General features: G+C 39.3%; 14 protein-coding genes. All 14 read right to left on the bottom strand.

Going from position 1 to position 14,735, the window contains the following annotated elements; genetic code table 11:
* Positions 1 to 44: 44 nt before the first annotated feature.
* The 14 genes from smpB to WAZ07_RS08015 all read right to left on the bottom strand — a co-directional run bounded on the left by smpB (position 45) and on the right by WAZ07_RS08015 (position 14,734).
* Positions 45 to 512: an SsrA-binding protein SmpB gene (gene smpB / locus WAZ07_RS08080; RefSeq protein WP_098918929.1), complete on the bottom strand. Its 468-nt coding sequence runs from the start codon at positions 510 to 512 to the stop codon at positions 45 to 47.
* 73 nt (positions 513 to 585) lie between these two features.
* A complete protein-coding gene (rnr, locus tag WAZ07_RS08075; RefSeq protein WP_396551041.1) occupies positions 586 to 2,886 on the bottom strand; it encodes a ribonuclease R in 2,301 nt (766 codons plus the stop codon).
* Positions 2,887 to 3,221: 335 nt separating this feature from the next.
* A complete protein-coding gene (locus WAZ07_RS08070) occupies positions 3,222 to 3,962 on the bottom strand; it encodes an alpha/beta hydrolase (RefSeq protein WP_090915986.1) in 741 nt (246 codons plus the stop codon).
* A gap of 621 nt (positions 3,963 to 4,583) precedes the next feature.
* Positions 4,584 to 4,817: a preprotein translocase subunit SecG gene (gene secG / locus WAZ07_RS08065; protein ID WP_090915984.1), complete on the bottom strand. Its 234-nt coding sequence runs from the start codon at positions 4,815 to 4,817 to the stop codon at positions 4,584 to 4,586.
* A 92-nt stretch (positions 4,818 to 4,909) separates the two neighbouring features.
* Positions 4,910 to 5,599, bottom strand: coding sequence for an LrgB family protein (locus WAZ07_RS08060; protein WP_336472016.1), 690 nt, complete (start codon positions 5,597 to 5,599; stop codon positions 4,910 to 4,912).
* Positions 5,596 to 5,964: a CidA/LrgA family holin-like protein gene (locus WAZ07_RS08055; RefSeq protein ID WP_336472015.1), complete on the bottom strand. Its 369-nt coding sequence runs from the start codon at positions 5,962 to 5,964 to the stop codon at positions 5,596 to 5,598. The genes WAZ07_RS08060 and WAZ07_RS08055 overlap by 4 nt, the downstream gene beginning before the upstream one ends.
* Positions 5,965 to 6,310: 346 nt before the next feature.
* The gene (locus tag WAZ07_RS08050) at positions 6,311 to 7,087 is read right to left on the bottom strand and encodes a DUF6612 family protein (RefSeq protein WP_336472014.1); all 777 of its coding nucleotides are present in this window, start codon (positions 7,085 to 7,087) and stop codon (positions 6,311 to 6,313) included.
* Positions 7,088 to 7,336: 249 nt separating this feature from the next.
* Positions 7,337 to 8,632 (bottom strand): phosphopyruvate hydratase, encoded by a 1,296-nt coding sequence (gene eno, locus WAZ07_RS08045; protein WP_090915976.1) that lies wholly within the window; start codon positions 8,630 to 8,632, stop codon positions 7,337 to 7,339.
* Between the two features lie 27 nt (positions 8,633 to 8,659).
* Positions 8,660 to 10,189 (bottom strand): 2,3-bisphosphoglycerate-independent phosphoglycerate mutase, encoded by a 1,530-nt coding sequence (gene gpmI, locus WAZ07_RS08040; protein WP_336472013.1) that lies wholly within the window; start codon positions 10,187 to 10,189, stop codon positions 8,660 to 8,662.
* Positions 10,186 to 10,941 (bottom strand): triose-phosphate isomerase, encoded by a 756-nt coding sequence (tpiA, locus tag WAZ07_RS08035; protein WP_336472012.1) that lies wholly within the window; start codon positions 10,939 to 10,941, stop codon positions 10,186 to 10,188. The genes gpmI and tpiA overlap by 4 nt, the downstream gene beginning before the upstream one ends.
* 31 nt (positions 10,942 to 10,972) lie before the next feature.
* Positions 10,973 to 12,157: a phosphoglycerate kinase gene (locus tag WAZ07_RS08030; RefSeq protein ID WP_336472011.1), complete on the bottom strand. Its 1,185-nt coding sequence runs from the start codon at positions 12,155 to 12,157 to the stop codon at positions 10,973 to 10,975.
* 134 nt (positions 12,158 to 12,291) lie between these two features.
* The gene (gene gap / locus WAZ07_RS08025) at positions 12,292 to 13,296 is read right to left on the bottom strand and encodes a type I glyceraldehyde-3-phosphate dehydrogenase (RefSeq protein WP_020061700.1); all 1,005 of its coding nucleotides are present in this window, start codon (positions 13,294 to 13,296) and stop codon (positions 12,292 to 12,294) included.
* Between the two features lie 34 nt (positions 13,297 to 13,330).
* The gene (locus WAZ07_RS08020) at positions 13,331 to 14,353 is read right to left on the bottom strand and encodes a sugar-binding transcriptional regulator (RefSeq protein ID WP_090916139.1); all 1,023 of its coding nucleotides are present in this window, start codon (positions 14,351 to 14,353) and stop codon (positions 13,331 to 13,333) included.
* 132 nt (positions 14,354 to 14,485) lie between these two features.
* Positions 14,486 to 14,734, bottom strand: coding sequence for a glutaredoxin family protein (locus WAZ07_RS08015; protein WP_090915968.1), 249 nt, complete (start codon positions 14,732 to 14,734; stop codon positions 14,486 to 14,488).
* Position 14,735 lies beyond the last annotated feature (1 nt).

The raw sequence follows: 14,735 nt of genomic DNA, 5'->3' as shown, positions 1-14,735 counted from the left end.
TATTATAGCACACGATCGCCATTTTGCAATTGTAAATTTCTGTATTACATTTTTTGACGATCGCGGAATACACGTGCAATTTCACGTTTTGCTTCTTTTTCTTTTAAATCATGGCGTTTGTCGTATTGTTTTTTACCTTTACCTAAACCAAGTGCCATTTTCGCAAATCCATTTTTCAAATAAATTTTAAGCGGTACAAGCGTATAACCTGTTTCTTTCGTATATCCAATTAGCTTTAAAATTTCTTTTTTATGAAGAAGTAGTTTCCTTGTACGAAGCGGCTCATGGTTAAAACGATTTCCTTGTTCATACGGACTAATGTGCATATTATGTACCCATACTTCACCATTTTGCACACGTGCAAAGGCATCTTTTAAGTTTACACGACCTGCGCGAATTGCCTTAATTTCCGTTCCTTGAAGGACAAGACCTGCTTCATATGTTTCTTCAATAAAATAATCATGATATGCTTTTTTATTTTGTGCAATGACTTTCCCTTGACCTTTTGGCATCTCTATCTTTGCCTCCCTTCATTTGTACTATTGTAGCAAAATATGAAGAAAGAAGCCATATATGGCTTCTTTCTTACTTACGTTTTTTCTTTTTCTTCTTAAAGCTCGGTGCATTTTCAAAGAATGGCTTGTTCTTTTTGCTGCCGTTTCGTTTTCCGTTACGGTTTGATTCTTTTCCTTGCCCGCCGCGATTATTATCACGGTCGCCGCGTTTTTTTCTATTTCCTTTCGGCTGTTCAATGACAACAGGACGATCTTTTCGTTGTCGTTTCACACTGCCTTTCATGCCGACAATTTCAAAGTCAATCGCGCGTTCATCTTTGTTTACGTTAATCACGCGAATTGTAATTTCATCACCAATGCGGAAGACATTACCTGTGCGTTCGCCAATCATCGCAAAATGACGTTCGTCATAGCGGTAGTAGTCATCTGTTAAATAGCTAACATGAACAAGGCCTTCAATTGTATTTGGAAGTTCTACGAATAAACCGAAGTTTGTTACAGAACTAATGATTCCGTCGTATTCCTCACCAATTTTATCAAGCATGTACTCTGCTTTTTTCAGCTCATCTGTTTCACGCTCTGCTTCAACAGCGCGGCGCTCCATATTAGAAGAATGCTCAGCAATATCCGGTAAATTTTCACGCCATTTTGCCTGTGTTTCATTGTCCACTTTTCCGTTAATTATATATGTGCGAATTAATCTGTGCACAATTAAATCTGGATAACGACGAATTGGTGATGTGAAATGTGTATAAAACTCTGTCGATAAACCGAAGTGACCTAAACTATCCGCATCGTAGCGTGCTTGCTTCATAGAACGAAGCATAACTGTTGAAATAACAACCTCTTCTGGTTGACCTTGTACCATCTCTATAATTTGTTGCAGCGCACGCGGGTGCACTTCGTTTCCGCGGCCTTTTACCGCATATCCAAAGTTTGTAATAAACTCAAAGAAACGCTCTAATTTATCTTCTTTCGGATCTTCGTGAACACGGTACATAAACGGTAAGTTCATCCAGTGAAAATGCTCTGCAACTGTTTCGTTTGCTACTAGCATAAACTCTTCAATGAGCTTTTCAGCAACAGAACGCTCACGTAACACAACATCTGTCGGCTTGCCTTCTTCATCCACTAATACTTTCGCTTCTTTGAAGTCAAAGTCAATGGCTCCGCGGCGCATACGCTTTTCACGTAAAATAGCAGCTAGTTTCCCCATCTCTTGGAACATTGGGACTAACGGCTCATAGCGGGCCATTAATTCTTCATCCTCATCGTCCAAAATGCGCTTCACATCAGAATACGTCATACGCTCCGCTGTTTTAATCACACTTTGGAAAATTTCATGCTTCACTACTTCCCCTTGCTCATTAATTTCCATCTCACAAGATAAAGTTAAGCGGTCTACCTTTGGATTTAATGAACAAATTCCGTTAGATAAACGATGCGGAATCATCGGAATAACACGGTCTACAAGATAAATACTCGTTCCGCGTTCAGCTGCTTCGCGGTCAATTGCTGAGCCTTCTGTCACGTAATGACTTACATCTGCAATATGTACACCAAGTTTATAATTACCGTTCTCAAGCTTCGTTACTGTAACTGCATCATCTAAGTCTTTCGCATCCGCACCATCGATTGTAACAATTGTTTGATCTCTTAAATCACGGCGCCCTTGTAAATCGTTCTCATCAATTGTTTCTGGTACACTGTTCGCATGCTCCATTGCATCTTCCGGGAACGCAAGCGGTAAGTTATGCTTATGAATAACGGATAAAATATCAACGCCTGGATCGTTTTTATGACCAAGAATTTGAATAACTTCTCCTTCTGCACTTAAACGATCTTGCGGATAGCTTGTAATTTTAACAACAACTTTATGCCCTTCTACCGCACCCATAGAAGCATTTTTTGGAACGAAAATATCGCTCGTCCAGCGTTTATTATCAGGAATCACAAAGCCAAAGTTTTTCGATTCTGTATATGTACCAACTAATTCTTTTGTTCCGCGCTCTATGATACGAACAATTGTCCCTTCCTTGCGCGAACCGCTTGACTCTGAACTAATACGTGCTAATACTGTGTCACCATGCAGTGCGCCTTTTAATTCTGTTGGCGGTATAAAAATATCATCTGTGCCTTTTTCTTCCGGTACGACAAATGCAAAGCCGCGGGCATGTCCAATAAGCTTGCCGCGCACTAAGTTCATTTTCTCTGGAAGACCGTAGCGATTACTTCTTGTCCGCACAACAAGTCCTTTTTCCTCCATAATGACAAGTGCTTTCACAAACTCTTTAAAATCCGCTGCATCTTCAATACCGAACGCTTCTTCTAACTCTTGCACAGTAAGCGGTTTATATGCTTCTTCTTTCATAAACGATAACAATTTATCGATGTTTTCTTGAATAATTTCCTCCAAGTACAAAAACCTCCTTCTAAATCCTCGTATTTTATATTGTATCCGAAAAGATAACCATATATAAATGATGTTGTCCTATATAGATCCATTTTGATGCTTCAACACATAAATCGTTCAAAATAGAATCCATTCTCGCCTTCTCCCTTTGCATTAAACCTCGCACGTGACACAAATGAACACTGACCACTTCTACACGCGGCCAATTCCTCTCGCCAATCCTAAAAAGAAAAGGGTTTTTATATCGACTTTTCAACTTGTATGTATATAGGTAAAAAAGAGGCAACTAGATCTTACCAATCTAGTTGCTCCAAGAAGTTATATACATCTTCATGCAGCTCATCACGCTGCTTATCAAGCGTAATTACATGTGTAGAATCTTCGTACCACTTAATTTCTTTTACATTTGATTCTACTCCATTATAAATAATATTTGCGCTATCTGTATTAATCATTTCATCATGGCGCGCTTGCACAACAAATGTTGGTGCATAAATCATATCAATGTTATTACGCACATCGCGAATTAAATCTTGCAGTGCTCTTAATGTGTTCATCGGTGTTTGCTTAAACGCAAACATCTCTTCTTCAATCTTCTCTGGTGATTTACGCTCACGCTTTTTATATTCGCGTGCGTACGCTAGTATACCTTGGTACATCGTTTCTTCGCTTTTAATATACATCGGAGCACACATCGGTACCACTCCGATAATCGGCATTGTATAAGCAAGTTTTAACGAAAAGACACCGCCAAGTGATAAGCCAACAGCTGCAATCTTTTCATATCCTTTATCTTTTAAATGTTGATATGCTTCCATTACATCTTTCCACCAGTCTTCTGGACCCGTGTGCACGAGCTGCTCTGGTGGTACACCATGACCTTTATAAATCGGAGCATGACATGTGTAACCTTTTGTCTCTAAATAACGTCCAAGCATACGAACATCTGCAGAATTTCCTGTAAAACCATGTAATAGTAAAACAGCACGTTCTCCCGCCTCAAATGTAAATGGTTTTGGGGATGCTAGTTTCATTTCTCTTTCTCCTTCTCTATCTATAATGTAATCCTCATATATATGTCCATTTTAATTTTCCGACACATAAGTCGCTGCCGTGCACAATACAACATGACCGCTACTTGCTTTCTCCTATTGTTTTAAACCTGGCACATGGCAGAAAAAGGAACCGACCGCTTCCATGCATGGCCAGATGCTCCCGTCCTCCCCTAAAAAGAAAAGGGGTTTTTATGTCGTTTTTTAATTTGTATTTATATATTGTCTATCCATAGTGTAACATAGTTTCTTTTCCATAATCTAATCAGAAATTTCTCTCGATAAAGTGAAACTTTAATCAGTGGGGGGGTTTTCTTCATCCCCCACTGATTATTAGCCCTCACCAATCGGGCGCATGCCAGCAGTTTATCTCCCACCTAACTTCTTTAGAAAAGCGGAAGTGGCTCGTTCAGAATGTGAGGGGGATGGAGCTTCTGACGTAGAGGAGTTTTTTACCTCGTAGGAAGAAGCGAAGCCACCGAACATTCTAGCCACTGGAGCTGGACAATGCTTTTCGCTGAATTTTGAGGTGGGAGTATTACTGCTCAAAAATAGCGGGATAAATAAAAAAAGATTCAACCTGGGAAGGCGAATCTTTTTTATTTATACTTGTAAATACGTAACAGCAAATGTTAACACGAAGAATAATACAGCAAGAACAATTGTAATGCGGTTTAATACAGCCTCTACTCCACGTGCTTTTTGCTTGCCAAATAATTGCTCCGCGCCGCCAGAAATTGCACCGGATAAACCAGCACTCTTACTAGATTGCATTAATACAAGTACAATTAATAACAGCGATACAATAATAAGTAAAACTGATAAAAACGTATGCACTTTACATGCCTCCTAAAGTTTCAATTACTTTAAATGTAACATAAAAGAATTGGAAAAGCGAGAGCGTCTCATACACCTAATATTTCACCAGGTTAAATAAAAAACGTTACAATTAATGGACCTAGTAAACATGTTAAGATTGCTGTTAATGTCATCGTTACAGATCCGATTACGCCTTCGTTTTCATTATTTTTCATCGCCTGCATAACGCCCATAATATGCGATGCACAGCCAAACCCAATTCCTCTTCCAACAGAATTTGTCACTCTGCTCCATTTTAATAAAAGAGGACCAAAAATTGTTCCAGATATCCCAGCAATTATTACGAAAGCCGCTGTTAACGATGGTACACCACCAACTTCCTCTGACACACTCATAGCTACTGGCATCGTTACTGACTTCGGTAGTGAAGATAAAATTAAGGTTCTATCCGTTCCAATAACGGTTGCAATCATCATATCACTTGTAATGGCAACTATTGTTCCAACCAATACACCGCCAGCAATTGGTACAATATATTTCTTTAAAATACCGCGTTGTTTATAAAGAGGGATCGCAAAAGCTACTACACCAGGTCCAAGCAATTTCGAAATCCAGCCCCCACCACTTTGCATATATTGTTGATACGGTATATCACATACAACTAACAATATAATCATCAAAGCTGTTGTTACAAGCATGGGAATGGTAAACGGCGTTGGAAACCACTCATAAATCTTCTTTGAAAATTGATATAATAACACTGTTAATATAATCCAACCAATTCCAATTACTATGCTCATTGTATCTCTTTTTCCTTCCTATTCGCAAAGTATTGTCCTGTATGTCCTGCTACAACGATAATTAAAAACGTACTCACGACAACAGTAAGCAATAGCGAAATACCTTTATGCACAAAAAAAGAACCATAATTCATTAAACCAATAATTGAAGGAATTAATAAAAATGGCATAAGATCAACCAATGTTTCTGCTCCAAAATCAAACCATTTCACAGGAAGGACTTTCAAACCAAGCAATATAAATAACAAAAACATCCCTATTAAACTTCCCGGAACCGGAAGATGAAGCGCTCTTTCTATCCACGCTCCAATCATATAAAATATATAAAGTGCTACTACTTGGATAATAATTTTTGTGAATTTCATCTGTCTATCATCCTTTATTATGCGATTGTTGACATCTCCTACATTCATCATAGTACAAATTGTGAAGACCTTCAATTTATTTTGTTGACAAATTCAGAACAATATGGTATGCGCTTACATTCTTATTTTTCTGTATTTATAACAGAATTAGCAATTAGAGTTTTTTATTGTTATATAAAGTTTATATCTTCAAAATTTCCGAAAGACTTGCAGCTGTAGGTCATGTTGTATTCTAAATAGCAGCAAATAAGTCCCTAGTCTGCACTATACCTTTGCCTTATTGGCAAAAAAAAAAAAAAAAAAACAATCGCTTCACTTAGCAACTGTTTTTTTGCAAGAAATCCTTTTAGTTTCCTTCTGGTAACTGGATTGGATCGAATTTCTCATCATAAGAAATTTTTGTATCTCCTATAATTTGAACTGTTTCTTTATTCATTTTCATCTTGGCATCTGTCTTAATAGATTCCAATTTAAATTCTTTTGTAATGATATACTCTACATGCATTGAGTCAACAGTTGCCTGTTGCCGTTCAAATATTTTTTTCGCGTTTTCATTAACACTGATTAAATAGTCCTTTGCTTCTTGTCCGTTCAACTGAAATGAAAGTTTATATGAATTTCCATTTTTCTCCACTTTCATTTTATCTGTCAATTGTAATGTTTTCTCGAGCTCTTCCGTCGTATTTTTAGATGTTTTGAAATTATTCGCGTTTACTTGATTTAATCGATCTGCTGGAACTGGGACAAACTTTCCTGAATTCGGATCTTTTACTTCAGCCGCAATCTTCCCACCTACATCAAAGACTACAAGATCTGTACCCCCAATATTCGTTTCAGTTCGAGAGTTTCCTTTCTTCGGCTCAAACTGTGATTTCATTTTTGTATCTGTTGACATATTTAAAGCTTTCGTGTTCATATCACATGTCATTGTAACATGTTCTTCTTTTTTGAAATTATCAATAGCATTCTTAAAAATATCCTTCGTTGCTAGTTCTTTCTCTTTTTCTTTTTGTACTGATACTGTTTTAGGCTCATCAGTCTTTGCGGTTTTTTCACTGCTACACCCTACTCCTACTATTCCTACCATAAGTGCTAAACTAGAAACTGCAATAATTTTTTTCATAAAATTCTCCCCCATTTCTGTCCCACACCCCTATTTATATATTAAATTACAATAATTTACAAGTTCTTTTTATCCATACTTTTCCACTAACAAAAGACCTTCACCGATCGGGCACATGCCAACAGTTGTCTCCCACCTATCTTCTTTGCTTCTCTCTCAATCTTGAGATGGGGGTCTTACTGCCCGCGAATAGCGGGATAAAAATAAAACCGGCCGTGATTTCTCACGGCCGGTTTTTACATTCTACAATTATTTTTTTAAGTTGTAGAAAGATTTTAAACCATCGTAAACAGCGATTTCGCCTAGTTCGTCTTCGATGCGTAATAATTGGTTGTACTTAGCAATACGGTCTGTACGGCTCATAGAACCAGTTTTGATTTGGCCAGCGTTAGTTGCAACTGCGATGTCAGCGATTGTAGCATCTTCAGTTTCACCAGAACGGTGAGATACAACTGCTGTGTAACCAGCACGTTTAGCCATTTCGATTGCTTCGAAAGTTTCAGTTAAAGTACCGATTTGGTTAACTTTAATTAAGATTGAGTTAGAGATACCTTTTTCGATACCTTCAGCAAGTTTTTGCGTGTTAGTTACGAATAAGTCGTCACCAACTAATTGAACTTTATCGCCAAGACGCTCAGTTAATAATTTGTGACCATCCCAGTCGTTTTCGTCTAAACCATCTTCGATAGAGATGATTGGGAAGTCTTTGCAAAGCTCTTCGTAGAAATCAACCATTTCTGCAGAAGTTAAGCCAGTGCGGCCTTCACCTGCAAGGTCATATTTACCAGTTTCTTTGTTGTAGAACTCAGAAGAAGCAACGTCCATTCCTAAGAATACGTTCTCGCCAGCTTTGTAACCAGCTTTTTCGATTGCTTCGATGATTACTTCTAATGCTTCACGGTTAGAACCAAGGTTTGGAGCGAATCCACCTTCGTCACCTACTGCTGTGTTAAGACCTTTGTCATGTAGTACAGCTTTTAACGCATGGAATACTTCAGCGCCCATACGGATTGCTTCTTTGAATGAAGGTGCACCAACTGGTAAGATCATGAACTCTTGGAAGTCTACGTTGTTGTCAGCGTGAGAACCACCGTTGATGATGTTCATCATTGGAGTTGGTAATTGTTTCGCATTGAATCCACCAAGGTAACGGTATAATGGAAGACCTACATAGTCAGCTGCTGCATGAGCTACTGCCATAGATACACCAAGAATAGCGTTAGCGCCTAATTTACCTTTGTTTGGAGTACCGTCTAATTCGATCATAGCACGGTCGATTCCAGCTTGGTCAGTTACATCGAAACCAACGATTTCTGGAGCGATAATTTCGTTTACGTTATTTACTGCGTTAAGAACACCTTTACCTAGGTAACGAGATTTGTCACCGTCACGTAATTCTACTGCTTCGTATTCACCAGTAGATGCACCACTTGGTACTAATGCGCGTCCGAATGAGCCGCTTTCTGTGTATACTTCTACTTCTACAGTTGGGTTACCACGAGAGTCTAAAACTTCACGAGCATAAACATCTAAAATTGCTGGCATATTATTTCTCTCCTTTTATATAAATAATTATTTAATAATTGTTTTACCTGTCATTTCTTTTGGCTGTTCAACGCCAAGAAGTGTAAGCATTGTTGGTGCGATATCTCCCAAAATACCGCCTTCACGAAGCTCAACGCCTTCTTTTGTAACGATGAAAGGAACCGGGTTTGTTGTATGAGCTGTCATCGGTGTACCTTCTGGAGTTAACTCCTCATCAGCATTACCATGGTCAGCAGTAATAAGTGCTACACCATCTTTTGCAAGAATTGCTTCTACAACTTTTCCTAAACATTCGTCAGTTGCTTCTACTGCTTTAATTGTTGGTTCCATCATCCCAGAATGGCCAACCATATCACAGTTTGCAAAGTTTAGAATGATCACATCATGTTTATCATTCTCAATTTCATTTACAAGAGCATCCGTTACTTCATAAATGCTCATTTCTGGCTTTAAGTCGTATGTTGCGACTTTTGGTGAGTTAATTAAGATACGTTCTTCTCCTGGGAATTCAGCCTCACGACCACCGCTAAAGAAGAATGTAACGTGCGGATACTTTTCAGTTTCCGCAATGCGAAGTTGTTTTAATCCCGCTTGTGAAACAACTTCACCTAACGTATTATCCAAGTTCATTGGCTTGAACGCTACGTAACCTTTTACCGTTTCACTAAAGTGTGTCATACAAACGAATTCTGGAATGTGAGGTACTTTTTCACCACGATCGAACTCACGGAAGTCTTCGTTTGTAAATACACGAGCAATTTGAATTGCACGGTCTGGACGGAAATTGTAGAAGATGATTGCATCATCATCATTGATTGTTGCAATTGGCGTTTCATCTTCATTTACCATTACAGACGGCAATACGAATTCATCATAGATACCATTTGCATATGAGTCATCCACACACTCATATGCTGTTTTATAAGTAGGACCTTCACCATTCACCATGGCACGGTAACATTTTTCAACGCGATCCCAACGCTTGTCACGGTCCATGGAGTAGTAACGACCGGAGATTGTCGCGAACTGTCCTACTCCTGTTTCTTTCATTACTTCATTTGTTGCATCGATATACCCTTTTGCTGTTTGCGGACCAACATCGCGGCCATCTAAGAACGCATGAAGATATACTTTCTCCACGCCTTCTTTTGCAGCTAAGCGAAGAAGGGCAAACATATGGTCAATGTGACTATGCACACCGCCATCAGAAAGTAAACCGAATAAATGAAGAGCTGTACCTTTTTCCTTTACGTGTTTCATTGCACTTTGGAACGTTTCGTTCTGATCGAACTCACCTTCACGAATTGCAACGTTCACACGTGTTAGACTTTGATATACAACGCGGCCGGCACCAATATTTAAGTGACCTACCTCAGAGTTACCCATTTGACCTTCTGGAAGACCTACCGCTTCACCGCACGCTGTAAGCGTTGTGTGAGGGAACTTGTTCCAGTAACCATCGAAATTAGGTTTCTTAGCTTGCGCTACAGCATTCCCGTATGTTTCTTCACGTAAACCGAAACCATCAAGAATGATTAAAGCTGTTGGCTTTCTCATTTTACCGCCTCCAAAAGACCTAAGAAGGAAGCAGGCTCTAAGCTTGCACCACCAACTAAAGCACCATCGATATCAGATTGTGCCATATATTCTTTAATGTTTTCAGGTTTTACGCTGCCGCCGTATTGAATGCGAACTGCTTCTGCAGCTGCCGGAGAAACAGCTTCAGCAACAACTTTACGGATGTGTGCACATACTTCGTTTGCATCTTGTGCAGAAGAAGATTTACCTGTACCGATCGCCCAAATTGGCTCATATGCGATAACAGTTACTTTTACTTGCTCTTCTGTTAAGCCTGCAAGTGCTTTCGTCACTTGACCTGCTACAAGATCAAATGTTTTTCCGCTTTCGCGCTCTTCTAACGTTTCACCACAGCAAACGATTGGTGTTAAACCATGTTCAAATGCTGCAAGAGTCTTTTTGTTTACTGTTTCGTCTGTTTCAGCAAACATTTCACGACGCTCAGAGTGGCCAAGTACTACGTAGCTCACTTTTAAGTCACTAAGTGCTACTGGGCTAATTTCGCCAGTGAATGCACCATTTTTCTCGAAGTGCATGTTTTGTGCACCTACTTGTAAGTCAGTTCCCTCTGCTGCTGCTACAAGACGCTCTAAGAAAAGAGCTGGAGAGCAAACAACTGCATCAACAGCTGCACTTGCTGGGATTTGACTTTTTACTTCCTCTACGAAGCTAACTGCTTCAGATAGAGTTTTATTCATTTTCCAGTTACCTGCGATAATTGGTTTACGCATGCTTTGCACCGTCCTTTTTCTTGGCTGCTAATTATTTGTCGTTAAGACAAACTACACCAGGAAGTTCTTTACCTTCCATAAATTCTAATGACGCACCGCCGCCAGTAGAAATGTGGCTCATTTTATCAGCCATACCGAATTTTTCAACAGCTGCTGCAGAGTCACCACCGCCGATAACAGAGTATGTACCTTCTGCATCTGCTAATGCTTGTCCCACTGCTTTTGTACCTTCTGCATATGGAGCCATTTCGAACACACCCATTGGTCCGTTCCATACAACAAGCTTAGAGTTTTTAATTACATCTGCATAAATCGCACTTGTTTTCGGTCCAATATCCAATCCTTCCCAATCAGCAGGAATAGAATCGATATCTACAACTTGTCGGTTTGCAGTTTCAGAGAAGTCATCTGCAATGACGCAATCAACTGGCATGTAGAAGTTTACACCTTTTTCTTTTGCAAGTTGCATAAACTCTTTTGCTAGTTCAATTTTGTCGTTTTCACATAGAGACTTTCCGATTTCATGACCTGCTGCTTTTACAAATGTATAAGCAAGTCCGCCGCCAATGATTAAGTTATCAACTTTATCAAGTAGATGACGTATTACACCGATTTTATCTTTTACTTTCGCACCACCGATGATTGCTGTAAATGGACGATCCGGATTAGAAAGTGCTTTACCTAGTACTTCTAATTCTTTTTCCATTAAGAAACCTGATACTGCTGGTAAGTAATCTGCAATACCTGCAGTAGAAGCATGAGCACGGTGAGCTGCACCGAATGCATCGTTTACGAAAATATCAGCAAGAGCTGCAAATTCTTTCGCAAGTTCTGCATCGTTCTTTTCTTCGCCCGCATAGAAACGTACGTTTTCAAGAACTAATACGTCACCTTCGTTCATTGCTGCAATCGTTTCTTGTACAGCAGGTCCGAATGCTTCGTCCGCTTTTTTCACGTCTTTACCAAGAAGCTCACCTAAACGTACTGCTACTGGAGTTAGACGCATTTCTTCTACTACTTGTCCTTTTGGACGACCTAAATGGCTTGCTAAAATCACTTTCGCGCCTTGCTCTACTAAATATTGAATTGTAGGAAGAGCCGCACGAATGCGAGTCTCGTCTGTAATTTTGCCTTCTTTCATTGGTACGTTGAAGTCAACGCGGCAAAATACTCGTTTACCCTTTAAATCTACGTCACGAATTGATTTTTTATTCATTGGATTTCCCTCCGACTAGTTAGGATTGACAAAACCCATTCAAAAGCTTATCACATTTGCTTCTAAAACGAAAGAAGAGAGAGGGAACAAACCCTCTCCCTCGTTTTGTCATTGATAACTGATAAACTTAAGAATTAAAGACCTTTAGAAGCAATGTAGTCTACTAAGTCAACTACGCGGTTAGAGTAACCAGTTTCGTTGTCGTACCAAGAAAGAACTTTAAGCATATTGCCTTCCATAGTCATTGTAGATAATGCATCGATTGTAGAAGAGCTTGTGCATCCGTTATAGTCGATAGATACTAATGGCTCTTCGCTGTATCCAAGGATACCTTTTAATTCGCCTTCAGCTGCTGCTTTGAATGCTGCGTTTACTTCTTCAACTGTTACTTCTTTCTCAAGCTCAACAACTAAGTCAACAAGAGATACGTTAGCAGTTGGAACACGAACTGCACCACCGTTTAATTTACCTTTAAGTTCTGGTAATACTAAAGCTACTGCTTTCGCTGCACCAGTTGTAGTTGGGATCATGCTCATTGCTGCTGCACGTGCACGACGTAAATCTTTATGTGGTAAGTCTAAGATTTGTTGATCGTTAGTGTAAGAGTGAATAGTTGTCATCATACCACGTTTTACACCAAATTTTTCGTTTAATACTTTAGCAAATGGAGCTAAGCAGTTTGTAGTACAAGAAGCGTTAGAGATTACATTATGGTTAGCTGCATCATATTGCTCATGGTTAACACCCATAACGATTGTGATATCTTCGTCAGAAGCTGGTGCAGAGATGATAACTTTTTTAACTGATCCACCTAAGTGTTTCTCAGCGTCTGCTTTTTTAGTGAAACGGCCAGTAGATTCTACTACTACTTCTACGCCGTAGTCGCTCCATGGTAATTGAGCTGGGTCGCGCTCAGCGATAACTTTGATTTCTTTACCGTTAACGATAATGCTGTCGCCGTTTGCAGATACTTCTGCATTTACTGTTCCGTGAACAGAATCATATTTTAAAAGATGTGCTAATGTTTTTGCATCTGTTAAGTCGTTAATTGCTACTACTTCTACGTTAGGGTTGTTAAGAGCTGCGCGGAATACTACACGTCCGATACGGCCAAATCCATTAATACCAATTTTAGTCATTTGAATTTCCTCCTTGGGGGATGTATATTAAGGGTTATTTACCCTTTACTAACTCTTTTGCTGCACCTTCGTCTGTAATAAGTAACGAAGTGTGTCCTTGTTTAATTACTGCTTGAATTGCTTTTGCTTTTGATGAACCTCCAGCAACTGACACGACATGAGATACATGCTGTAAATCTTCAAGCTGCATGCCAACTGTTTGTACTTTATGAACGACTTCACCTTGTTCGTTGAAGTAGTATCCAAAGGCTTCACCGACCGCTTTGTTCTCTTTAATTTTCATCCAATCTGCTTCTAAAGTACTTCTTCTACGCGCCATTGTTAAGGCATCACCGATTCCGTGAATGACAATGTTGGAAGATCGAATCAACTCAAGAATTTCTTTCACAGAAGGTTCTGTCACAATGGATGCATATGCCTCGCTGCTTACATGGTCAGGAACATACAATAAGCGATAATTACTCATCGTATTTTGTGCCATTTTCGCACAAATCGTGTTTGCTTCTAGCTCAACACTCTCTCCTATTCCACCGCGAGCTGGGACAAATAACATATGTAGGTCCCTGCAATCAATTTGCATCATATCAGCTACGGCAGCTATCGTGGTTCCTCCAGTCACAGCAACGATATTATTCGCTGTCAGACGATCTTTTATACAAGAAGCACAAGCGCGGCCCATCTCCAGCTTGACCCAAGGTGATTCATCGCTATCACCAGGGACAACGAAAACCTCATCTAAGTCTAATGTTTCCTTAAGCTGCTTTTCCAAAACCTTCAAACCAGAAATTTCTTTCATAAAGTCTTCCAAAGCAAGAATAACAGCTGTTCCTTCTTCTGTTAATGTCATTCCAGAAGAGGCGACGTGAATCAAGTTCTCATCTTTCAAAACCTGTACTTCACTTCGTAATACTCGTTCTGTCATACCAAGACTTGCAGATAAATTTCTTCTACCAATAGGTTGTGTTAACCGGATGTACTGAAGAATTTGCATTCTCTTTTGCATAACAGGTAGCAGATCAGGTAATAATTTTTTTGTATACTGAATCCATGAGCGCATCATATTGTATCTCCTCACCACATTGGTTCATTCTCTATATGGTCATTATATGTCCCGTAGTGACATATTGTGTCCCGCATAGAGTAAAAAAATATTCCTGCTACATTTAGTATTGTAACAGGAGATGCAAAGTTATTCAACTCTTATCGCACGAATTATGCTGTTCATTATGACATCTTTGTGAATAATCCCATATCCTACCTCTTCCCCTTCGATTTCAACGACGGGAATCGTAAGATGATACTTTTCTAACAGCTGTTCATCCTCATAAATATCTATTTCTTTCAAATCAAATACGTATTCATCTTTCAACTCTTGCAGAAGTTGTTTCGCCTTTTGACAAAGACCACATTCTTCTTTTGTATATAGAATAACCTCCATA

The organism is Bacillus bruguierae (assembly GCF_037104725.1).
Classification (GTDB): Bacteria; Bacillota; Bacilli; order Bacillales; family Bacillaceae_G; genus Bacillus_A; species Bacillus_A bruguierae.
Note: the sequence above shows the minus strand (reverse complement) of the source record. Positions and strands in the feature narration are given on the sequence as shown.